We start from the raw sequence: 23,254 nt of genomic DNA, 5'->3' as shown, positions 1-23,254 counted from the left end.
TTTTGTTGCTAATATTTGTTTTGTGAATTTCTTGGCGATTCAACGATAACCGTAACCGTATCGCGTTGTTGCGTACCATCATCATTGGTGTATGTCGCCGTCACTGTAGCCGTACCTTTGTTCACACCGGTTACGACACCGTCCACGACTTTAATGACGCTGCTGTCGGAAACGCTCCAATTCACTTGATCTTTGATCTCGCTTTTCATGGAGGAAGGAACGACAGTTGTCTCATTCCACAAATCGCGGGCGCTGTTCGTCGCCGATCCCAAAGTTAACTTGATCGGACCTTCCGGCAATTGGATGGCCGTCATGTTTTCTTTGACATTGATGGTTATTGTAGATGATTTTTCTTCGTTGTATTTACCTATCACGAGAAGCTTCACGATAACATTGCCGCGTTTTCTCCCTGTAAAGGTAACCTGTGAAGAGCTATCGGAACTTAAGGCAGCGCCGCCAGTTGTACCTTCTTCAAGAATGAACCATTTGTAACTGCTCACGGCTGCGCTGGAAGGTGTGATGACAGCTTTAAGGTTGACGGAATCATTCACATTCACAGGCGCTGTCGAGTTGTCTGCACGCGTAATGTCGACCGATTGAATCGGGTTTTTCACATGAATCGTGAAAGGCTCGGACGTGTACTTCACGCCTGCTGTCGTTGTGACCGTTACTTTACCAGTCACCGTGCCTTCTTGCAGTCCTTTAAAAGTTTTCGTTGCGCTTTTTCCGGATGGCGTGATGTCCGTCGCATGGCTAGCATCTGTAATTTCCCATGTCGGATCTTCAGCTAATTTCTGATTCGATGAGTTGAAACTCGCCGTAAGCGTAATCGCATCACCGACATTTAAATCCACAGATCCATTGACCAGCAGCTGCCCATTAAGATCAATCGTAACCGGATACTGCGACACAGTGATCGTCGCTGTGTCCTTGATATTCGGATTGTCCTTGGAAGTGACAGTGATAGTGGCCGTACCAGCAGCATTGCCTTTTATCATTCCGTTGCTGTCAACAGAGACAACGCTTGTGTTGCTGGAACTCCAATCGTAATTGGAGCTGACAAGGCCTGCCGGCGCTAACACCGGGTTCAGCGTAGCGGTTTCGCCTACGAGCAATTTGGCGTCATCCAGGTTAAAGTCGTATACCGTAACATGGAAGCTTGCCGGGTTCACGGTAGTCGGATAGGTATTGCCTTTATCTGTTGTAATGCTGATTGAGCCGTTAATGACTCCCGGGGTCTTGCCGAGCAGATTGCGAACCAAATCGTTATGGTCGGCGTTCTCCGTAAATGTTGCTTTCTGCTGATCTTCAGCAGTAACTAGCCACTTCACGCTGCTGATTTGTTCGTTAACCGTATCGAGATTAGCTTGGATCGTAATCTTATCACCGACTTTGACCATCGTTGGGCCATCGAACGTGAGAGAAGGCTTCTTCACGGTAATCGTCGCTGTGCTTGACAGATTGCTGCCGTCGGTCGATTTGACCGTTACCGATGCAGTTCCAGGCGCTAGACCTTTGATCGTGCCGCCGCTGACATCGACGATGCTTGGCTGGGTTGTGCTCCAGCTAAGCGTGGTGTTGCGGGCATCGACCGGTCCGTAGGCTGCACGGATCTCTTCGCCGACACGAATCGTCGCATCTTGAATCGATAAGCTTGTCAGTGGCTGGTAGACAGTCACTGTATAGGTTTTGGTATATGTCTGGCCTTTATCCGTTGTGACCGTAACTGTCACGGTGACAGTACCAGGTTGTTTACCTGACAATGTGCCTGTCGGCTGGTCGGCCACCGTAAATTGCGCAGTTGCATTATTCGACGAGCTCCACTGCAAAGAGGTGATGGCTTCATTGCCCGCTGTAACCAAGGCAGCCTGCAGATTGATGGCCGAGCCAACCGCAACTTCTGATGGGCCAGCAATGTTAAGTCCCGGTTCGATGACCGAAACGGTGCCCGTTGCCGTAAGACCGCTGCCGTCTGTTGCCGTAACCGTAATGCGAGCTGTACCTGCGTTGACCCCAGTCACTTGACCGCTGCTTGTAACGGTTACGTTACTTGTAGCGTCAGACGACCAGGTAAAGTTCTCGTTGCTATGGTACGTCGCGTCATCAGGACTATATTTCGGTAACAGCTTGGTGACATCGCCTTTCGCAATCGTAATGTTATCCAAGGATAAGGAAGTTAACTTTGTATAAGCTGAGAACACCTTATTCGGGAATTGAACGCTCTGCGAGCTGGTGCTGTTCAAATAATCCCGATAGCTTAATAGGGCATTCGTAAGCGAATAATCGCCATTGGTCGTTGGTTGCACGACGATCTGGAAGTTGTAGTTGTCTGCCACGAACTTATTGCCTTCCCGGCGGTAAGTAATGTTCGGCAGGTCTCCTTCCAGTGTGAAGCCGTTAGCCAATGTGCCTGTTTTTGTCAGTGTTGTTGGATAGTTGCTAAGCTGCAAATTAGCTGGGAATGTTTCCCGGTAATGAATCCCGCTAATCGTCAAATCACTGACATTCGTTGAAGCGCTGTAATCTTTAGCCGTTGGTTTGATCGCATAGTTGACCGTGATCGAACTATTTTTCTCCACTTTATCGGCAGAGATGGTCCGATCCGGCGTCAAGTTCGTCGATGTAATGACCTTGACGACGACTTCTTTTGTTTCCATAGCGCCTTGAGCGTCTTTCGTCGTCACCGAAATCGTGAGATCGCCGCCTGTCGCTGCCAACGGATTGGTAAAGGTTTTGGTAACCGTTTCGCCTTTAACTGTTTCGGTATCCGGCATGACAGTGTTCGTTATGACACGGCCGGACGCATCCGTGTATTTGAACGTAATTGAAGAGGTCACCTTCTTATCGTTCAAATCCAAATCGTTCGGCTTGAAGCTGACGGAAATGTCACTATTCGATGAAATATAGTTCTTATCCGTTGCTGAGAAAGGAACAGGAGCCAGGATGTCCAAAGTTGGCTTATGGTTCGAACCGATAAAAGCACGGAACATCGTGTTGACAAAAAGCTTTTGCTCCCAATCCGGGAAGTTGCTGTTTAGCTTGGAACCGACAAAGTTGTGACCCGTACCTGAATAGGTGACATTCCCTTTGGAATACGTGTAGTAGTGATTCCAACTGTCATCCTTATCTCGTGGACTGCCGTCAATGTTATACCATGGAATGAGCGACTTATCCTCTAAATCAAGTTTATAATATTGATCATGCGTCGTAGCGACCGCAGGCGTCGTTCCACTGATGTAAAAAGGATACTGGGTTAACAAGCCTTCGTTCACTTTTTTAGTTGATGTCGAAGAATAAGGGGCACTTAACCCCAAGTTCGTTTTCGTTCCGGTCTGGCCCGTTGCAATCTGGAAGTTCGTTATCCATGTCTGGTTACCTTCGTAAACCGTATCATGCGTAAACATGACGCCTTGGCCTGTTCGAATGAAGTCTTTTACAGCATCAGCCGGCGTTTGCGTAATGTTAGCCGTTTTGTTGTACTCATCGTTAAAGCCGAAAATAAGCATGTCATATCTGCTGTTCAGCTTTGCATACTCCGAGGCGTTGAACGTAGAGAAGTTCATTACAGAAATTTTGATTGTATAATCCTCTTGGTCCAAATAGCTCTGCGTCAAATTAGTGCTGTTTAGCAAACTGCTGGCGTTGCTCGTATTATCCGGAAGCACCTGAAGAACGTTAATAACCGGTTTTTGATCCTTAAAACGGAAAACTCCGGAAACGGCATCTTTCAGCTTGCCTGTGCTTGTCTGATCGACAACCTCCAGCCGCCAATAGTAAAGGCCGGAATAGCCCTTCGGCAGCGTAAATGAAATCGTATTGCCGTTCAGCGACGTGACAGGCGCTGTAGCGACCAATTGATTGGCATTGAAGCCAAGGACGCTGTCGACGCCCAAATACAGATTCGCTACGAGATTACGCTGGCTGATATTGCTGACACTGGATAGATCGAAATTATACGTTAGCGTGTCCCCAGCTGTATAACTGAAACTTTGATTGGCAGCAACCGTATAATCCTTCGGACCGCTATTTAACGTTATTTGAGGCCTAGCGCTCGCACGCGATGTGATATTTGTTTTGGTAATAAAATTGCTCTTGCTGGAAATATCCGAACTACTTACAAAGATGACGTTATCGTTTGGTTTAGGTGTAGCGTTATAAGGAGCAAATAAGTCGTAGAGCTTCTTATGGCTGGCAACGTAGTTGTTATTGCTATTCAGATAACCTTGCTGCAGCGCCCCGCGATGCCCGGTACTGTCGTCATACACGATAACCGGTAAACCTTTGCTTATGTACTTATCCCGGATTTCATCCGATTTAAGCGTTGTGATGTCGTTCTCTTCATAACGCGTATTATGATTGCGGGGACTTCCACTGCCTGTCTCCGGCGTAGGATTGAACAAGCTTTTGCCAAAATAAATGGCATCGTACTTGCCGTCCAGCTCGTCGCGAAGAGCGACGAATTTCTTCATGCTCACGGTTTCAACTTTAAATGTGTTGTCTGATCCGAGAATCGGACTTAAATCAGAAGTGATGGTGTCCGTATCACCACTTGCAGGTTTGTCCAAGTCTTTAATCTCAAGAATTTTAACAACTTTGCTCGCGCCAGTCGCATGGGCTGGTGTCGGCGGTATGCCGGCGAGACTAATTAAGCTTGTACTGAGCGAAGCGATCAATAAAAGACTGATCTTCTTTTTTTTCAATCGGTACATAGTTCTCTCCTCCTGTAATCTAGCAGCATGTTTCATTTGTTAAGCTGCACATGACTATTTTACTACTATTCCTAACATGAAAGAAATACTTTTTGTGCACATGACCGCGAAAAGTTTTCGATTAATTTCAGAATATGTCATTAATTGTCGAAACGAGCAAAAAAACGATAAAGCAATGATTAAATCTAGTATTTTTGCACGATGTTGCAAATATTACCTGCGAAATCTGCATGACTTTAAGCGGTAATTTATATACAAATTGTATCCTCGTACTGTATAATAGCCTTGTCTCTAACTAATTTAGCGAGAAGTCTTATCTACGTAATAGGACTTTGGAACTATATTGAAAAAAATATTAAGATTTTCGTTACGGGGTTGATTGAAAATGGCACTTGTTAGAAAAAGATTAGGAGACTTGTTAGTCGAAAGTGGCATTATTTCTGAAGACCAACTCCAAGAAGCGCTTAAAGAACAGAGCAAAAGCAAGCAGAAGCTCGGCGATTTGCTCATTACACAAGGATACATAACGGAACAGCAGCTGATTGAGGTGTTGGAGTTCCAGCTGGGCATTCCACACGTAAGTTTGTTCAAATACCAGATCAATCCGGACATTGCCAAGATTATTCCGGAAAGTATGGCGCGCCGGTATCAAGCGATACCGCTGCATAAAGAAGGCGGCAAGCTGATGGTCGCGATGGCCGATCCACTCGATTATTTCGCCATTGAAGAGTTGCGGATGAGCACAGGTTTCCGCATTGAACCGGCGATTTCCAGCAGGGACGAGCTGCAGCGCGCGATTGCAAGGCATTACGGCTTGCAGGATTCGATGAGCCAGATGATGACGGACATGCCCAATGCGGATGAGATTAAGGAAACGGAGATTACCGATGAAGATGCTCCGATCGTCCGCTTAGTGAACCAAATGATCCAGCAAGCGGTTCAGTTAAGGGCATCCGATATCCACGTCGATCCGGGTGAAGCGAATTTGACCATCCGTTATCGGATCGACGGTCATCTGCGGACTGAACGGGTCATCCCAAGGCAGATGCAGGGCTTTATTACGGCCCGCTTGAAAATTATGGCCAAGCTGAACATCGCCGAACGCAGGCTGCCGCAGGACGGAAGGATTAAAATGCATGTTGAATTCAAACATGTGGATATCCGGGTTTCTACGCTGCCGACCATTCATGGCGAGAAGATCGTGCTCCGGATTCTTGATTTGACGGCAGGGGTTAAGCCGATTGAACAACTGGATTTTGGCGCACGCAATATGACGGTGTTTAAAGAGATGATTGAGCAGCCGTACGGCATTCTGCTCATTACGGGTCCTACGGGAAGCGGGAAGACGACTACGCTTTATTCAGCGCTAAGCCATTTAAATAAAGAGAACGCCAATATTATCACGATTGAAGATCCGGTCGAGTACCAACTGCAAGGGATTAATCAGGTTCATGTCAATCCGACGATCGGACTAACGTTTGCCGCAGGGTTGAGATCGATTCTCAGGCAAGATCCGAACATCGTCATGGTCGGGGAAATTCGCGACGCAGAGACGGCAGAGATTGCAATTCGCGCCTCACTGACCGGGCATTTGGTGCTGTCAACCTTGCATACGAACGATTCCGTCAGTACGATTACGCGGTTCCGCGACATGGGGGTTGAACCGTATCTGATTGCATCGTCCTTGATTGGCGTCGTCGCCCAGCGATTGGTTCGCCGGATCTGCACGGAATGCAAGACGGCATACACGCCGACCGAGCAAGAGCTGATTTTTATGCAGAATAAACGCATTCATGCGGACAAGCTCTACAAAGGCGCAGGCTGTGGTGCTTGTAACCGTACCGGTTACCGCGGACGGGTGGCGATCCACGAAGTGCTGAAAGCCGACGATTCCTTGCGACAGCTCGTCAGCGACACGTCCACGCTTCAGGAATTGCGTGAAGCCGCGGCGAAGCAGGGGATGATCCAACTGCTGGATGACGGCATCCATAAAGTTGTGCAAGGGATTACGACCTTGCAGGAAGTCATTCGGGAGACAGTCGCACATTAATGCGCGGAAGAGAGGGGATGAAGCATTGCATACATCGCAGCAAGACATCTTTGCACTTTTGAGAACGGCCTATGAATCTAAAGCTTCCGATTTGCACTTGTCTGTCGGCTCTGCACCGGTACTCCGTGTGCATGGCATGCTGCAAGCCATCCCGCAGGAGCCTCTAACCGCAGAGGATACCCGAGCTATGGCCGAAGCGCTGCTTAGCCAGGAGCAAATTGCGCGGTTCCGCGAAGCGGGGGAGCTGGACTTCTCGTATGAGCTGGAAGGCATGTCCCGTTTCCGAATCAATGCCTACATGCAGCGCGGCCGTGTCAGCGTGGCGATCCGGACGATTCCGGCCAAGATTCCGAGTTTGGAGCAGCTCCAGCTGCCAGCCGTCATCAGCCAGCTTGCGCTCAAGCCGCAAGGTCTGGTGCTTGTGACGGGGCCCACCGGAAGCGGCAAATCTTCAACCCTCGCAGCGATGATCGATTACATTAATCGCCAAGAGAAGAAGCACATCGTCACACTGGAAGACCCGATTGAGTTTCTGCATCAACATGCATCGTCAGTGATTGACCAGCGGGAAGTTGGCAGCGATACGCGAAGCTTCGCCAATGGTTTAAGGGCTGCTCTGCGACAAGATCCCGACGTCATCCTGGTTGGCGAGATGCGAGATCTGGAGACGATCTCCGCAGCGGTCACAGCGGCGGAAACCGGTCATCTGGTATTTGCGACGTTGCATACGACAGACGCGCCGCAGACGATTGACCGGATCATCGATGCTTTTCCGGCGCATCAGCAGGGGCAGATCCGCGTCCAACTGGCAGCCGTACTGGCCAGTGTCGTTTCCCAGCGCTTGTTTCCGAAGCCTGGCGGACAGGGCCGGACTTGCGCAACGGAAATTATGATCAATACGCCAGCCGTAGCCAATCTCATTCGTTCGGAGAAGGTGCATCAGATCAAGAGCGTGATGCAGACGGGCCGCAGCCAAGGGATGCACACGCTGGACACGTCCATTAAGGAACTGATGCAGCGAGGGCTGATCGATCCCTTGGCCGCTAAAGGCTATTTGGTTGAAGCAGGAGTGATGTAATGCCGGAATATATTTACCTGGTCAGAGCCCCGCGCGGTAAACAGCAAAAAGGCAAAATTACAGCCTCGGACAAGTCCATTGCGGTTCAAGAGCTGCGAAGCAAAGGTTACATTGTTCTGTCAGTGAAAGAAGAACAGTTCAAAGCATTGAAGATGGATATATACATAGGCAATCCCGTGAAGGCGATACACTTTATTGTATATTGCAGGCAATTCGCAACATTAATACGCGCCGGCGTCAATATCGTCGAAGCAACGAACATCTTGGCCGCACAAACGGAAAGCAAGCCATTGCGCAAAGCTTTGATCCAAGTTGCAGCGAGCTTGGCGAAAGGGGTGTCGTTGTCGCAATCGATCATCGAACATAAGAAAATATTTCCATCGGTGTTCGTGAACATGATTCGTGCCGGGGAAGAAACCGGGGATTTGGACGGTACCCTCGATCGGATGGCGAAATTTTATGAGAAAGAGCACGTGACTCGCGAGAAAATTAAATCGGCGTTAACCTATCCGGTTGTCGTCGGGCTCATGGCCATGGCGGCTGTTGTTTATTTGTTAAAATCGGTTGTGCCGCAATTCGTCTCCATGTTTGAATCGATGCACGCTGAGCTGCCACTGGTTACAAAGTTTGTTCTGGCGCTTAGCAAGAGCGTTCAAAATCAGTGGTATGCCTGGGTGTTCGCGATCATTGCGATCATATTGATTTATCAAGTCGCCAAACGGACGCCTCAAGGCGCTTACGCGATCGATTATGCCGTGCTGAAAGCGCCTGTATTCGGCAAGCTGAGACAAAAAGGCGCGATCGCACAATTGACGCGGACGCTGTCCTCCCTATACGCAAGCTCGGTTCCGGTGCTCCAGTCCTTATCGATCGTCGAAGAAACCGTAAATAATCGCGTCATCGGCAGTTATATCCGCAAGTCGGCCGACTCACTTCGCCAGGGCAATCCGCTGTCGGAGCCGCTCAAGAAAGCTTGGGTATTCCCACCGCTGGTTACCCAAATGATCGCGATTGGTGAAGAGACCGGCTCGCTGGATCTGATGCTGGAGAAGGTTGCGGATTTCTATGAGATGGATGTAGAGAACACCGTTGACCGTCTCAAATCATTAATCGAGCCCTTGCTGCTCGTATTTTTGGCCGGCGTCGTCGGCACCATTGTGGCCGCGATTATGGTTCCGATGTTTACAATTTATTCTAATATTGGTTAATACAATCAATTATCCTGGGGAGGATTTTACATGAAATCATTGCTTAACAAATTCAAAAAAAATGAAAAAGGCTTTACACTGATCGAGTTGCTGGCAGTTATCGTTATTTTGGCGGTTATTGCGGCAATTGCGGTGCCACTGATTAGTAATATCATCAACAAGTCCAAGAATGACGCTGATATCGCAACTTTCCGTCAAGTTATGGATGCTGGCAGACTATATGTGACTGCTGAGTTAGCGGGAGATGCAAAAAATGTGACAATTCCAGTTATTAGCGGAACATTAAACAGTCAGACAAAAGGGCTGCAATTGCAAGGATACCTTGATAACAATTTAGTGCTTCCAAGTACAAAGAGTACAATTACAGGTGGAAGCGTGAATTATGACAGCAATGGGACATTAATATCGGTTAGTTTAACAACTGCTAATGGAACAGTTACTCAGCCTGCAAGTGTTTTAGTTGGATCTACAGCAACACCTACACCTACACCTACATCAACTTAATTTTAACCACCTATAACAACCCCAACAGGAGTCGGTTCATTCCGATTCCTGTTTTAAAATTTCAATAGAAAGCGATCCAACGCCATGACGACTCTTATTGCCATCTATTTGTTCATAATCGGTCTCGTGTTCGGCTCCTTTTTTAACGTGGTCGCCTTGCGCGTGCCTGCCGGACAATCCGTTCTGCATCCGCCGTCGTCATGCCCGAATTGCAAAACTCGTCTGAAGGCGAGAGATCTTTTACCAGTAATCAGCTATTTAGTGTCCGGCGGCAAATGCCGATATTGTGACTCGAAGGTAAGTGTGCTGTACCCGTTCGGAGAATTCGCAACAGGCTTGGCTTATGTATGGGCATATCTACACTTTGGCTTTACTTGGGAAGCCCTGACGGCATGGCTCCTCATCAGCTTGCTCGTTATCATCACGATTGCAGATTTGGTCTATATGCTCATACCCAACAAAGTTCTGCTCTTCTTTCTTCCACTGTTCATCATCATGCGGGTGATTAGCCATGAACTACCTTGGTGGCATTATGTAGTAGGGGCCATTGCAGGCGGAGGCTTGATTGTGCTCATAGCTGTGGTGTCCAGAGGCGGAATGGGAATGGGGGATGCCAAACTTATGCTGCTTTGCGGCTTCGTGCTGGGCTATTCGCAAATCATCATGGCATTGTTGTTAGCCTGTTTGATCGGCACAATAATAGGTGGCGTGCTGCAAGCACTGGGCATAACAAAACGAAAGCAACCGATACCATTTGGCCCGTATTTGGCTTTGGGAATTGGGATCGCGTATGGCTATGGATCGGATTTAATAAACGCATATCTTACATTAATCGGATAGCAGGATGTGATCATAATGTTGCTCGGCAACAAGCGAATTGGCATTACGATAGACTCAACGGGGGTTCGTTATGTTAAATTAAGAAAAAGAAAAACTTGGGAAATTGATGTCCGCGGACATCTGGCTATTCCTGAAGGCATCCTGTCCGAGGATCAAATTATTAATCATGAATCGCTAACCTTGCAAATGAAAGCGTGGGCGAAAGCGGAAGGGCTGAAAGGGGCGCATGCCATCCTAGCTATTCCCGTCTCACAAGTGATTATTCGCAAAATGACCATTCCGAGCGTCAAAGCGCATGAGTTGAAGCAGCTCGTCGAATTTGAAGTCGAAACGGCGCTTCATCTGCCATTTGAAGATCCTGTCTATGATTTCATCAAAGTCAGCCATGACGACGAGAATACGCAAATTCTGTTATATGCGGCGCCGAAAAAATATATTTTGGGCTATGTAAAGGCGCTGGAAGAAGCTGGGATCCATGTCAAAGCAGTGGAGTTCTCCGCGGTAGCGCTCGCTAGAGCGATTGCGGAGCAGCAGGACGAGCTGTTTGAAGAGTCGATGCTGGTGAGCTTGAACGAAGCTTCGCTAGATGTACATATGTTCCAAAATGGGAACCCGATCTTCATGCGGAGCATTGCGCTTTATGATCGAGGCGATTATGAGGACGGCCAATTAATGGCGGATCAAATCGGCGAAATTGTCGCGGAAATCTCACGGATGCTCAGTTTTTATCAATACAGTATTCAAGAAGGGGCAAGCCGCATCAGCTATATCATTGTGACGGGTACTGGGGAAGGACGGATGCAGCTGTGCAGCGAACTCAGTCAAGCGATGACAGAGATCCGGGTTACAGAGGCGGCTTTTGACGGATTCGCCAAGAAGCGCACGACTCGCTCGAATGTGAATGCATTCCGGGTCGGAATCGGCCTGGCTTTACAGAACAGGAGCAATGCGCGCGTTAATTTGCTGCCGACCGTCAAAACAGAAACCAAACTCAAATATATCGCCATCGCTTTGGTCGCTCTCGTCTGGGTCGCCGGCATGGGGTATACGGCAAATAATTATTTGACGAATCGAGCGCTCGTTCAGAGCAATGACACGAAGCTGGCTCAGCTGGCGCAGAGCAAAACGGCGCTGGAGGCGAAGTTGACGAAAAGCAGTGACACGCAGAACGACCCTGTGGTCTTCATTCAATCGATGAAAGCGAAGCAGAACGACGTCGTCGATGTCATAACGAATCTCAAGAATCCGCTGCCGGTTGACGCGCAGATGAGCACGGTTGCTTTTTCAGGTGAATCGCAGATTGCCTTAACGGTTATTTTTACCAGTATCGATGACTCCTCGAAATATTTGTTTGAATTGCGCAAATTAAATTTCGGCCAAAATGCGACGCTTCAAGCGATCACCGAAACGACTAGCGGCGCGACAGCCGCTGCCGATCCGAACGTAAGTGGCGGCGTCCAAGTCATAATGGGGCCGAAGCTGTATACGGCGAATTACGTGATCCCGTTGAAGAAGGATGCGGCCATACCGGCTAATGCGGCCAAAGACAGCACAGCAGCTGCTAAAGGAGGAGGCACTGGCAATGCTCAGCAAAAATAATTCACAAACGTTCATCCTTGCAGGCGCTGCCTTGCTGTTCCTCTGTTTATTCGCACTCTATTACTTGCTGCTGATGCCAAGCAAAAGCAAATTGAATGAGCAATCTTTGCAAATTAGCAATGCCCAGGCGCAAGTAGAGCTGATATCCAAAAAGGTAGCAGAAAAACAGAAATCCACACCAACCATGCCAATAAAAGATATCCAAGCGGCTCTGCCGCTCTGGGATAATATTGAGCAGCTGACACTCGATTTGAACAACCTGAAAACAGCTACCAATGTATCTTTTAGTAGTATCAGTTACACAACTGTAGATAAACCGCAGCAGCAAGCGGATGCAAGCACCAAGCTGACCAACCCGAATGTGAAAGAGGTGAAAGTAACGGCGGCCCTTTCCGGCACGTACGATGAAATCATCGCCACAATTGCCAAGCTGCAGAAGCTGCCACGAATCATTACAATTGAGACCGTCAATTTTGGCAGCCTGCCGAAAGATTTAACAAAGAAAATAACAGCAAATTTATCGTTCAAGGCTTACTACGATCCTTCTTATAAATCGAAAGTTGATAAAGTAGAATCTCCATACTAACCCCCTGTATGCTTATGATGGAAATAGGAAAAACTAGAAGTTATGAAATCATGAGCCAAGAGAGGTGCGTTCAGACGGTGAATTTTACAAGTCATGATGTTGCTATAATTGAAAGAGCCTTACGGACAGCGATCAAGGTTGAGCATGAAGAGCCCCGTTCCAGAGATTACATTGAAGTGCTGCTCAAGCTGCAGGAGAGCGCTAAGCAAGCTTTATACATGCATCCGCAGGTCGCCAGAGCCGAACATGATGGAATCACCTATGATTATGACGACTCTTCGGATCTGATGTAGACATACGAACGTGTATTCTGTAGAATAGAAGAAACGGATGCGTAAGGAGATTCGGCAGATGAATCCTTTAACAGGCATAGTTTCTTTCATCTCAGACAGGATAAGCATACGATACCCACGCGTGAACCGAAGTGGCCCACTTGCTGCCGGTTTGTTCGAGGGTATTTGTGCTGCTCGTAAATATAGAATGATTCATGGAGTGAAATATAGATGATTCGAAAAAAATCGTTAACAGAACTGATCCAGGGCCTCAAAGGCAATGAAAATATCGTCAATTGGCATGAAGTGGAGCCGCAAGAGGCGAGAACGCGCCCGATGCCGGAGGGCGTAGATCCGCGAATACGGCACGCGCTTGCGCAAAGAGGAATCGGCCAGTTGTACACGCACCAGCATACCGCTTTCGAAACCGTACGGCGTGGTGAGAATATCGTCGCTGTAACCCCGACAGCTTCGGGGAAAACGCTTTGCTACAACTTGCCGGTTCTTCAAGCGATTGCCGAAGACGACGGCAGCCGCGCGCTTTATTTATTCCCGACGAAGGCGTTGGCGCAAGACCAGAAGAGTGAATTAAACGAGATCATCACCGAAATGGGGATCGATATCAAGAGCTTCACCTATGACGGCGACACATCACCGGCGATCAGGCAGCTGGTCAGGACGGTCGGACATATTGTCATTACGAATCCTGACATGCTGCATGCCGCGATCCTTCCTCATCATACGAAGTGGGTCAGTTTATTCAGCAATCTGAAATACATTGTCATCGATGAGCTGCATACATACCGGGGCGTTTTTGGCTCGCATGTGGCGAATGTCATTCGGAGGCTAAAGCGAATTTGTAAGTTTTACGGCAGCAATCCGCTGTTCATTTGCACCTCCGCGACGATTGCCAACCCCAAAGAGCTGGCCGAGCAACTGACAGGCGAGCCTATGCGGCTAATTGACGATAACGGTGCGCCAAGAGGAAGAAAGCATTTTGTGTTTTATAATCCGCCTATTACCAATAAAGCGTTAAACATCCGCAAAAGTTCTATGGTGGAAGTCAATCATTTAGCTAAGGAATTTTTATCCAATAAAATTCAAACGATTATTTTTGCGCGCAGCCGCGTGCGGGTTGAAATCATTTTAAGTCATATCCAGGAACTGGTAAAAAATGAGATCGGGGCCAAGTCCATCCGCGGTTATCGCGGTGGCTATTTGCCGAATCAACGCCGGGAAATCGAGCGGGGACTACGGCACGGGGAGATTTTGGGCGTTGTCAGTACGAACGCTTTGGAGCTCGGCGTAGATATTGGACAACTGCAAGTGTGCATCATGACAGGGTACCCTGGCAGTGTCGCCAGCACCTGGCAGCAAGCCGGGCGAGCCGGTAGACGGCATGGGGAAGCACTCGTGCTGATGGTCGCGGGCAATACGCCGATCGATCAATATATCGTGCATAATCCGGAATATTTCTTCGATCGTTCTCCGGAATCGGCGAGAATTAACCCCGAGAATCTGATTATTCTCGTCGATCATTTGCGCTGTGCCGCTTATGAGCTCCCATTCAAACAAGGGGAGGAATTCGGTCCGCTAGAAATCGAAGACCTGCTCGAGTACTTGGTGGAAGAGCGCGTTCTGCATCGGGCAGGGGATTCTTTTTATTGGGCGAATCAATCGTTCCCGGCCAGCGAAGTGAGCCTGCGCTCAGCCGCACAAGAGAATGTCGTCATTGTCGATCAATCGGACATTGCCAACGTTCGAATTATCGGCGAAATGGACAGATTTAGCGCCATGACTCTTTTGCATGATGAAGCGATTTATTTGCATGAAGGCGTCCAGTATCAGGTCGAAAAGCTGGATTGGGATCACAAGAAGGCGTACGTGAGGGAAGTAAGTGTTGAATATTACACCGATGCGAATTTGGCCGTGAAGCTGAAAGTGCTGGAAGTTGACCGCACGGAAAAGAGGCGGACCGCTTCCATTCATTATGGCGACGTGCAAGTGAATGCCATGCCGACATTGTTTAAGAAAATCAAATTGACCAGCTTCGAAAACATCGGCTACGGTCCGATAAACTTGCCAGAAGAAGAGCTGCACACGAGCGGGACTTGGATCGAGCTGAATGAGGTAGACCCCGACATCGGGACGAAGACGCTGGAACAGCTGCTCTTAGGGATTTCCCATGTATTCAGGCATATCGTACCTATTCATGTAATGTGCGACCGGAGCGATATTCACGTCGTCTCGCAGATCAGGGCTGAGCATACGCAGCTGCCGACGATTTTCATCTATGATCATTACCCGGGAGGCATTGGGCTGGCTGAGGATGTGTACAGAAGATTTGATGAAATCAAAGCGGCGGCAAGGCATTTGATTCGCAAATGTCCATGCGAAGACGGCTGTCCTTCTTGCATCGGCACGGAGATTGAAGGAACTAAGGCCAAGCAGAAGAGCATCGAATTGCTAGGTATGCTATAACGATTTTCTATTATTGATAAATATGATCGGAAAAGGATGGGATGATGATGTGGAGCATCATGCATGTGCAGCCTGAAGGCGGTGCCCGATGAGCGGGCTCCGCGAGAAGCTCAGCCGCCTCCGCAAGCCCGAGGCGGCTGAGAAGGCACCGCCGCCGGCGCCAGAGGCCGGCGGCGAATGGGCGCAGCTCGGCGCCCATGTGGAAACGAGCCCGGCCGGCTCGTTCATTATGCGACGCCGTACGTACGGCGCGGACAGCATGCACGGCAAATATCGGCTGCGGGAGCTGGCCGATCATGCGCAGCAGCTGTCCTGCTTTCACGACCGCGACGCCGACGTCCGGATCGAAGCGCTGCTCTTCTTCGACACCGAGACGACCGGACTCGGCGTCGGTGCGGGCAACGTGCCGTTCATGGTCGGCATCGGCTATTATACTGGCGAGCTGTTCACCGTCGAACAGCTGCTGATCCGCAACCCTGCGGAAGAGCAAGCGATGCTTGTCTATTTGCAGGCGTTGCTATCGCGATTCACCCATATCGTCTCGTACAATGGGCGCACGTTTGACTGGCCGATCTTGAAGAACCGGTATGTGTTGAACCGGCTTCAACTGGACGATTCGGCGCTTCTGCAGCTCGACTTGTTGTATCCGTCGAGAAGTCTGTGGCGCAACACGCTGCCATCGTGCAGGCTGAGCAAAGTGGAGGAAAGCCGCCTTGGCTTCGAGCGGGCGGACGATGTGCCGGGATCGCTGGCGCCGACGTTGTATTTTCAGTATTTGGCTGAGAAAGATCCGGCAGTATTGCTGGGCGTCTTTGTCCATAATGAGCACGATATTGTCACGTTAGCGGCGCTGTCCATTCATTTTGGCCGGTTACTGGGTGGAGAACCGGGCTTGGCGGAACCGCTGCAGCATTTAGCGGGTATCGAACTGGAAGAGATATACCGGACAGGGCTCTGGCTGGATAAAATGGGGCGCAAAGCGCTGGCGGACATCTATTTGGACACGCTGTATGCGCGGCTGCTTGCGGAAGAACCGCCAACCGGGACTCAGGCGAATGAGGAGTCGGCGCTGCAAGCGCTAGCTGCCTTTTATAAGAAGAATGGCCAAGATGAGCGGGCCGTCGTCCTGTGGAAGCGCTGGGTCGAGGCGAAGCAGGCTTCCATGTTGCTGCAGCTTGAGCCTTATATGGAACTGGCGAAATATTACGAGCATCGCGAGAAAAATTTGCGCGAAGCGCTTCACTACGCCGAGGAAGCGTGGACGAAGCTGTGGCGGCGCCGTTCTTTGCAGCGCGGCAGCAGCAAACACCGAGAGATCGAGGAGGCGCTGGAGCATCGCATCCGCAGATTGAAGGAGAAGCTGACGAAGCTCGAGCAGGAGAAGCCGGAGCGTAAGCGGGCTGCCGCGTCCGGAGCTGGCGCCGGAGCTGGTGCTGGCGTAGCGAACAAGCGCCGGGTCAAGCCTGTGTATGCGAGCGAGGGGTTATTATGAGCCGCAAATAGGCGTCGAGCCGTTTATCTTGCCTTTATTTTGGACATAAAAGGAAGAAAACGGCAAGGAGCATTCGAGCATGCCAGAGCTTCCGGAGATGGAAACATATCGCCAGCAATTAGCGCCGCTGATCCAGGGTGTACCAATCACCGGCGTTGAAGTGACACGGCCAAAATCATTGAATGTCGAGCCCGAACAATTCGCACAATTGTTGAGGGGCAATCGCATTTTACAAATAAATCGGAGAGCCAAACATTTGCTATTCATCCTGGCTACGGGCGAACTGCTGGTCCTGCATTTGATGCTGGGCGGCTGGATGTATGTTGGCTCTGATGAGGATAAGCCAGACCGGACGTTTCAAGTGACGATTCATTTTGGTGCCAAAAGTCTGTACTTTATCGGCCTGCGGCTTGGCTATTTACATGTCCACCTGCCAGAGGAAGCCGAGGCTATATTTAAGAAGCTGGGGCCGGAGCCTTTGCAGGCTGATTTTACGTTTGAGCGGTTTCGGCAGACGCTGCAAGGGAAAAGAGGCAATCTCAAGGTGACGCTTGTCGATCAATCGGTCATATCGGGCATTGGCAACTGCTATTCCGATGAGATTTGCTTTTATGCCCAATTGCTGCCGACACGTAAAATTAACGATCTGAGCGAGGAAGAACTGCAGCGTCTGTACCAATCGATGCGGACAGTTCTGCTCGAAGCGATTCGTTATGGCGGCTATATGGAGTCGCCGCTGTATGCCGGTGATCGGTTGACCGGCGGATTTGATTCGCGCTGCCGCGTCTACGATCGTGAAGGCGAGCCCTGCGTGCGCTGCGGCCATCCGCTCGTCTTTGAGGAAGTGTCCAGCCGCAAATGCTTCTACTGCGCGAATTGCCAGGCATAAGGGGGCGGTTATGCATGTTTATCGGCTCACATGTTAGCACACGAGGCGGCTATATTGGTGCGGCCAAGACGGCGGTAGCGATTGGCGCGAATGCTTTTCAATATTTTCCGATGAATCCGCGCAGTTTGGCGACGAAAACAATCAATCTGAAGGATGCACAAGCATGCGCTGCGTATTGCCGTGAGCACGGCTTGTTGTCGATCGGGCATGCGCCTTATCCGCTGAATCCAGCCGCTGATGAGCAGGAACGCAGCTTGATGGTGCAGCTTTTGATCAATGGCCTGGAAATTACCGATGCCTGCGGTTCGGTGGGGCTTGTGGTGCATTTTGGAAAATATGTTGGGAAAGACCCGTTACAAGGGTACAAAAATATAATACAATGTTTGAATAGCGCTACGCGTGAATATAGAGGAAAATCAGTGATTTTGCTCGAAAACCAAGCTGGTGAAGGGTCGCAGCTGGGACTTGCCCTTGAAGAGATGGTGCAAGTACGCAAGCTCTGCGAGCAGCCGGAGCTCATCGGTTTTTGTCTGGATACGTGCCATGCTTTTGCCAGCGGCTTGTGGCAGGGGAGCAATTGGAAAGAACTGGAACGGCGCGGTGAGCAGTTGGACTATTTTCCCCATTTGAAAGCCATCCATCTCAATGACTCCGTTTATGCAGCGGGTTCGCGCCGGGACCGGCATGCGGCTATCGGTCAAGGGCATATTGGCGATGCGAATTTTAGCACGTTTTTAGCATCCAAATATGTCAGGCAAATCCCTATTGTCTTGGAGACGGGAACAGGCAGAGACGGGACCCACCGTGAGGAAATTTTGCATGTAAAATCGTTGATTGGAAAGGAAGGCTCTTCGTGATCCATGTCTATTTAGATGATCAGCGACCGTGTCCTCAGGGATTTGCACTGGCCAAAAATGCCGAAGAATGCATCCTGCTGCTGGAGTCCTGTGAAGTTGATATTTTAGCTTTAGATTATGATTTAGGGTGGAACACGACGGAGACGGGGATGGATGTCGTTTCTTGGATGATCAGCCAGCAAATTTTTCCCAAGCGCGTATACTTACACACATCCAATTCTTCTGCATGTACGCGGATGTATCAGATGCTGTATACGGCAAAGCCGGAAACGATGGAGCTCCATCCCCATCGGATGCCGGATGATCTGCTTTGGCAGATCGCGACAGATCAGGGAACGGCGTAAAGCGCTGTGTTATGATTGCGGTTGCGGTTCACCTATAGAAAGGAAGTTGGAATCATGATTCGGTTATCCGGTATTCATTTTATTCGTGAAGAAAGACACATTTTGCAAGATGTCAATTTGCATATGCAGCAAGGGGAACACTGGGTGTTGCTTGGACGCAACGGTTCCGGAAAAACGACCTTGTTGGAGATGATGAACGGCTATGAATTCCCGAGCAGAGGCAGCGTTGAGGTGCTGGGTAACCGGTACGGTCAATGTGACGTCAGAGAAGTTCGCAAGAAGATAGGCTACATCTCGCAATCGTTATTCGAAAAGCTCAATTTGAGCGACCCGGTATGGGAGGTTGTGGCGACAGGCGAATATGCCTTCCTGCGCTTTTATGAGGATATCCCGGCGGAAGTAAAAGAGCGGGCGCTGCAAATGCTGCAGAGGGTTCGCATCCTGCACCTGGCCGATCAACCGCTGGGCACTTTATCGCAAGGTGAACGCAAGAAAGTGATGCTTGCGCGCTCGCTGATGATGCAGCCCCATATTCTTGTCATGGATGAGCCTGCAGCAGGCCTCGATTTATATGAGCGTGAACGCTTGCTGACCGATATTAATGAACTGAGCAAGCAGGATATTATGGTTGTTTATGTCACCCATCATATTGAAGAAATCATACCCTTATTTACGCATGTTGCTCTCATTGAACAAGGTCAACTGATTGCTGCCGGACCGAAAAAAGAGGTATTAACCCCCGAGAACCTCCATCAGGCTTTCGGTGTCGAGCTTTCCATTGAATGGTCCAATGAGCGTCCATGGATTCAAGTTTTAAGCTCAAACTAATAGACTACAACATCATGTGTTTGTATAAGTAAAGGATGTCGCTATGACTACGTTAGCCAAATGTATTTGCACGTCGAATCACGGATTTGCCCAGTATGCGCAGGAAGAGATCCGCAGGCTGTTTCCAGCCGCCAAGTTTTCGCTGCTTGTGCCGACGGAAGTGTTCCTGTTCGAAACTGCTGCAGATCTGCAAGAAGTATTCACAACCTTGAAGGAGCAGGAGCCGATTTTTCTAAGGCATATCCAGCCGGTGCAGCAGGAATGGGAGCTGAGCCGCTCGGATGAGGACTTGGATGCGCTGCAAGCTTGGCTCGCGGATTTACCGTCCCAAGGGCTGGTACAGCCTGGGGATAAAATTGCCGTGCAAGTGCGCAAAGAGGAAAAGGCCGACGTACCGTATGCGCCTTTTGCCGTGAAAGCAGCGCTGGATGAAGTGATAACGGGTGAACTTCAAGCTGAGCCTGTCGTCCGGTATGCCGATCGCATCGTCTCGGTCTATGTGAGTGCGAACAAGCTGTATGCCGGCATTTCCGCGCCTGCGGATAATTTATCCGACTGGTCGGGCGGAGCGATTCGCTTCCATAAGGAAGAAGATCAAATATCCCGTGCCAAATTCAAGCTGCTGGAAGCTGAGCAGCGCTTTGGGCTGGATTTCAGCTGCGCTCGTGCTGCATTGGATATTGGCGCCGCTCCTGGCGGATGGACGTCGTTCCTGCTCGAACGGGGCTTGCGCGTGACGGCCATCGATCCTGCCGCCATGCATCCCAGCTTGCTTGGGAATCCGATGCTGACCGTATATAAGAAGAATGCCGGTGACGTCAAGCTCAGGCAAGATGAGTTCGATCTGCTCGTCTGCGATATGAGCTGGAGTCCGCGTCAGATGGCACGGCTTGTCGCCGATCTGTTGTACGCGTTGCAAAGCGGTGGTACGGCGATTATTACGGTGAAGCTGATGCATAAAAAACCGTTCCAAACGATTCGCGAACTGATGCAAGTGTTCGAGTCGTCTATGTTTCTTATTAAAGCCAAGCAATTGTTCCACAACCGTGAAGAGCTGACGCTCTATTTGCAAAAGTTATAGAAATTGGAAAATTAATCTAGATTTTTAATTGTCCCCCTCTTATAATCAAGGTGAAACTTATCAGTAGAGGGGGCGATTTGTTTACGTGCCTAATCAACAAAGAATCATTGGCGCTGATTTAGGCGGCAGATATCGGATTCTTTCCTTGCTCGGTCAGGGCGGAATGGGAAAAGTGTATTTAGCTGAAGATCTGAAGCTGAAAGGAAAGCGCTGGGCGATCAAAGAGTGTGCTGGATTTGCCGCTGATCCTGATTCCTTTTTGGAAGAGGCGGAGATGCTGGCGAGGTTGCAGCACCCGCAGATGCCGCAATTAGTGGATTATTTTTCGACGGATACCGGCAGCTGTTATATGGTTATGGATTATATTCAAGGTCCGACCTTGCAGGATCTGTTTGAACAACAAGGCAGGGAGCTACCGTTATCGCAAGTGATCCAGATTGCCATTCAATTGTGCGATTTGTTTCATTATTTGCATACATTTCAGCCTCGGCCGATTATTTATCGCGATTTGAAGCCGTCCAATGTAATGCTTGGCGAGCACGACATGGTGAGACTCATCGATTTTGGCGTTGCCAGGCATTACGCGATCGGACAGCAAGCGGATACCGTGCAAATCGGCACGGTCGGTTTTGCGGCACCGGAGCAGTTTATGGGCTTGCAAACGGATGCCCGTTCGGATTTATACACGCTGGGGGCCATGCTGTACTATTTGCTGACACGCGGGCGGTACGCCTATCAACGGCAGCACATGGGGAGCTTGCGCGCTAAAGTGCCGGAGCCGTTAGCGTCGACGATTGAGCTCCTGCTGCAAGAGTCGCCTGAGCTGCGCTGCCAGTCGGCGTTGGAAGTGAAGCATCGGCTTCGCGCACTTGATGCGGATACGGCGCGCGTGGCAGGCGAGCCGAAGGGCAGGATGAGCCGCAAGCAGCCAGTGTCTACGCAGGTGTCGGACAAGCTGATCCTTGTCGGGGGCTTATTTGCCGGAGCAGGATCCACCTTTGCCGCCGTTTCGCTGGCAAGGCTGTTGGATCACCTGCAAGTTCCTCATGCCGTCGTCGAGCATCCAGCTATAGAGCCGGATTTGTATATGCTGCTTTATGGCGATCAGCAAGCGCCTGCCCATTATGCCTATGCGGCTGCTGTGCTTTCCTCCGGCCAATCGCCGGTGGATACTGTGCCATGGCGTAGAGGGTTTACCACGTGGGTGCCCCTTCAGCCGGAGGGGTTTCAAGGAACGTGGCAGCCGTCTGATTCTTTTAAACTGCTGCATGCTGTGAAACAGCCGGTCGTGATCATGGACATATCTACAAAGTGGCAGGATGCCTCAGTGCAGGAGCTGATGGCTTGCGCAGACGAGATCGTCGTTGTATTGGATGCGTCTCCGGGCAAATGCAATCGCCCAAGCTCGCTGGCCCTTTTGCAGCTATTGGAGTCTTACCGTGCGCGAGGCATACATGTGCGCTATCTTGTCAATCGGCTGGAAGTCGGACAGTTGCACAAGGAATGGGTGGATTCGCTGCCTGAAGCGCCATTTTGCACCATTCCGGAAATATCCGCGGAAGTGGTCATGCGCGCAGTCCAGAAAGGTGAATGCGTCCAAGATCAGCAGCAAGTCTTGTCGCGTCTAGAGCAGACGATGCAGCCCTTGCTTCGGGCTATTATGCCTGAAGCTGTATTGTTGCGGCAGCGGCCACGGGCTAGGGTATCATTATTTTCCCGATTCAGAAGATGAAATGATTGAAAAGAGGGTCTATGGAAATGGAAATGGAAATGGAAATGGAAAAACGTTTTTCAAGAGAGTCCAGATGCTTCAAAACTTCAAGGATCTTCCCAACGGATGTGAACAATCATAATACGCTGTTCGGCGGCAAGCTGATGTCGTATATTGATGATATCGCCTCGATCGCTGCACACAAACATTGCCGTCGCTCCGTCGTTACAGCTTCCACGGATTCTGTAGACTTTTTGTATCCGATCCACACGTCGGATTCCGTTTGTCTCGAGTCATTTGTAACTTGGACAGGGAAAACATCGATGGAAGTTTTTGTGAAAGTGGTAACCGAGGATCTGAAAACCGGTGCACGGCGAATTGCGGCAACCTCGTTTCTGACCTTTGTCGCTTTGGATGATAATAATAAGCCGGCAGCGGTTCCTATAGTCGTTCCGGAGACGGAAGAAGAGATCAAACTGCACGAATCTGCGCCTCAACGGGCGGAAATTCGCCGTATTCGCCGAGAAGAGAGCAGGAAGTTAGCAGGACATTTCACAATGAAATATCCGTGGGAAATATAGATTGATTTTGCCATATTTTGTGATATAATGAATTTAATTGTATAATAACGAAGCGGAAGCACCGTTGATGGTGGAGAGCATTTCTCTACAATCAGCGGTGCTATTTGTTTTGTTCCTATGCAAATTTGTGAAGCCGATTAACAA

18 protein-coding genes are annotated in these 23,254 nt (G+C 49.7%); 17 read left to right on the top strand and 1 reads right to left on the bottom strand.

Going from position 1 to position 23,254, the window contains the following annotated elements:
- Positions 1-8: 8 nt before the first annotated feature.
- Positions 9-4,709 carry a DUF5057 domain-containing protein gene (locus O9139_RS10115; protein WP_270879339.1) on the bottom strand — a complete coding sequence of 1,567 codons (4,701 nt, stop codon included), beginning with the start codon at positions 4,707-4,709 and terminating at the stop codon, positions 9-11.
- Positions 4,710-5,094: 385 nt separating this feature from the next.
- Between O9139_RS10115 and O9139_RS10110 the strand changes: the two genes are divergently transcribed.
- The 17 genes from O9139_RS10110 to O9139_RS10030 all read left to right on the top strand — a co-directional run bounded on the left by O9139_RS10110 (position 5,095) and on the right by O9139_RS10030 (position 23,110).
- The gene (locus tag O9139_RS10110; protein ID WP_270879338.1) at positions 5,095-6,759 is read left to right on the top strand and encodes a GspE/PulE family protein; all 1,665 of its coding nucleotides are present in this window, start codon (positions 5,095-5,097) and stop codon (positions 6,757-6,759) included.
- 25 nt (positions 6,760-6,784) lie between these two features.
- The gene (locus O9139_RS10105) at positions 6,785-7,837 is read left to right on the top strand and encodes a type IV pilus twitching motility protein PilT (RefSeq protein WP_270879337.1); all 1,053 of its coding nucleotides are present in this window, start codon (positions 6,785-6,787) and stop codon (positions 7,835-7,837) included.
- Positions 7,837-9,045 (top strand): type II secretion system F family protein, encoded by a 1,209-nt coding sequence (locus tag O9139_RS10100; protein WP_270879336.1) that lies wholly within the window; start codon positions 7,837-7,839, stop codon positions 9,043-9,045. The genes O9139_RS10105 and O9139_RS10100 overlap by 1 nt, the downstream gene beginning before the upstream one ends.
- A 30-nt stretch (positions 9,046-9,075) precedes the next feature.
- Positions 9,076-9,549 (top strand): type II secretion system protein, encoded by a 474-nt coding sequence (locus tag O9139_RS10095; protein WP_270879335.1) that lies wholly within the window; start codon positions 9,076-9,078, stop codon positions 9,547-9,549.
- 84 nt (positions 9,550-9,633) lie between these two features.
- Complete coding sequence (locus O9139_RS10090) at positions 9,634-10,389, top strand: prepilin peptidase (RefSeq protein ID WP_270879334.1); 756 nt, start codon at positions 9,634-9,636, stop codon at positions 10,387-10,389.
- A 15-nt stretch (positions 10,390-10,404) separates the two neighbouring features.
- Positions 10,405-11,988: a pilus assembly protein PilM gene (gene pilM / locus O9139_RS10085; RefSeq protein WP_270879333.1), complete on the top strand. Its 1,584-nt coding sequence runs from the start codon at positions 10,405-10,407 to the stop codon at positions 11,986-11,988.
- Entirely contained in the window at positions 11,972-12,574 is a 603-nt protein-coding gene (gene pilO, locus O9139_RS10080; protein WP_270879332.1) for a type 4a pilus biogenesis protein PilO, read from the top strand. Before pilM ends, pilO begins: the two co-directional genes overlap by 17 nt.
- Before the next feature lie 77 nt (positions 12,575-12,651).
- A complete protein-coding gene (locus tag O9139_RS10075) occupies positions 12,652-12,867 on the top strand; it encodes a hypothetical protein (protein ID WP_270879331.1) in 216 nt (71 codons plus the stop codon).
- Positions 12,868-13,080: 213 nt separating this feature from the next.
- Positions 13,081-15,327: a DEAD/DEAH box helicase gene (locus O9139_RS10070; RefSeq protein ID WP_270879465.1), complete on the top strand. Its 2,247-nt coding sequence runs from the start codon at positions 13,081-13,083 to the stop codon at positions 15,325-15,327.
- Positions 15,328-15,415: 88 nt separating this feature from the next.
- Entirely contained in the window at positions 15,416-16,819 is a 1,404-nt protein-coding gene (locus O9139_RS10065) for a ribonuclease H-like domain-containing protein (RefSeq protein ID WP_270879330.1), read from the top strand.
- A 79-nt stretch (positions 16,820-16,898) separates the two neighbouring features.
- Positions 16,899-17,708 carry a bifunctional DNA-formamidopyrimidine glycosylase/DNA-(apurinic or apyrimidinic site) lyase gene (gene mutM / locus O9139_RS10060; protein WP_270879329.1) on the top strand — a complete coding sequence of 270 codons (810 nt, stop codon included), beginning with the start codon at positions 16,899-16,901 and terminating at the stop codon, positions 17,706-17,708.
- Positions 17,709-17,722: 14 nt separating this feature from the next.
- Positions 17,723-18,565 (top strand): deoxyribonuclease IV, encoded by an 843-nt coding sequence (locus O9139_RS10055; RefSeq protein ID WP_270879328.1) that lies wholly within the window; start codon positions 17,723-17,725, stop codon positions 18,563-18,565.
- A complete protein-coding gene (locus O9139_RS10050) occupies positions 18,562-18,909 on the top strand; it encodes a cyclic-phosphate processing receiver domain-containing protein (RefSeq protein ID WP_270879327.1) in 348 nt (115 codons plus the stop codon). Before O9139_RS10055 ends, O9139_RS10050 begins: the two co-directional genes overlap by 4 nt.
- 54 nt (positions 18,910-18,963) lie before the next feature.
- On the top strand, positions 18,964-19,737 hold the full coding sequence (locus tag O9139_RS10045) for an ABC transporter ATP-binding protein (RefSeq protein ID WP_270879326.1): 774 nt from the start codon (positions 18,964-18,966) through the stop codon (positions 19,735-19,737).
- A 43-nt stretch (positions 19,738-19,780) separates the two neighbouring features.
- Positions 19,781-20,818: an SAM-dependent methyltransferase gene (locus O9139_RS10040; RefSeq protein WP_270879325.1), complete on the top strand. Its 1,038-nt coding sequence runs from the start codon at positions 19,781-19,783 to the stop codon at positions 20,816-20,818.
- An 85-nt stretch (positions 20,819-20,903) separates the two neighbouring features.
- Positions 20,904-22,550 carry a serine/threonine-protein kinase gene (locus O9139_RS10035; RefSeq protein ID WP_270879324.1) on the top strand — a complete coding sequence of 549 codons (1,647 nt, stop codon included), beginning with the start codon at positions 20,904-20,906 and terminating at the stop codon, positions 22,548-22,550.
- A 44-nt stretch (positions 22,551-22,594) separates the two neighbouring features.
- A complete protein-coding gene (locus tag O9139_RS10030; RefSeq protein WP_270879464.1) occupies positions 22,595-23,110 on the top strand; it encodes an acyl-CoA thioesterase in 516 nt (171 codons plus the stop codon).
- Positions 23,111-23,254: the final 144 nt, after the last annotated feature.

Source organism: Paenibacillus aestuarii, assembly GCF_027789125.1.
GTDB classification, from domain to species: Bacteria; Bacillota; Bacilli; order Paenibacillales; family NBRC-103111; genus Paenibacillus_E; species Paenibacillus_E aestuarii.
The sequence above is the reverse complement of the archived record's forward strand: the minus strand, read 5'-3'. Positions and strand labels throughout refer to the sequence as shown.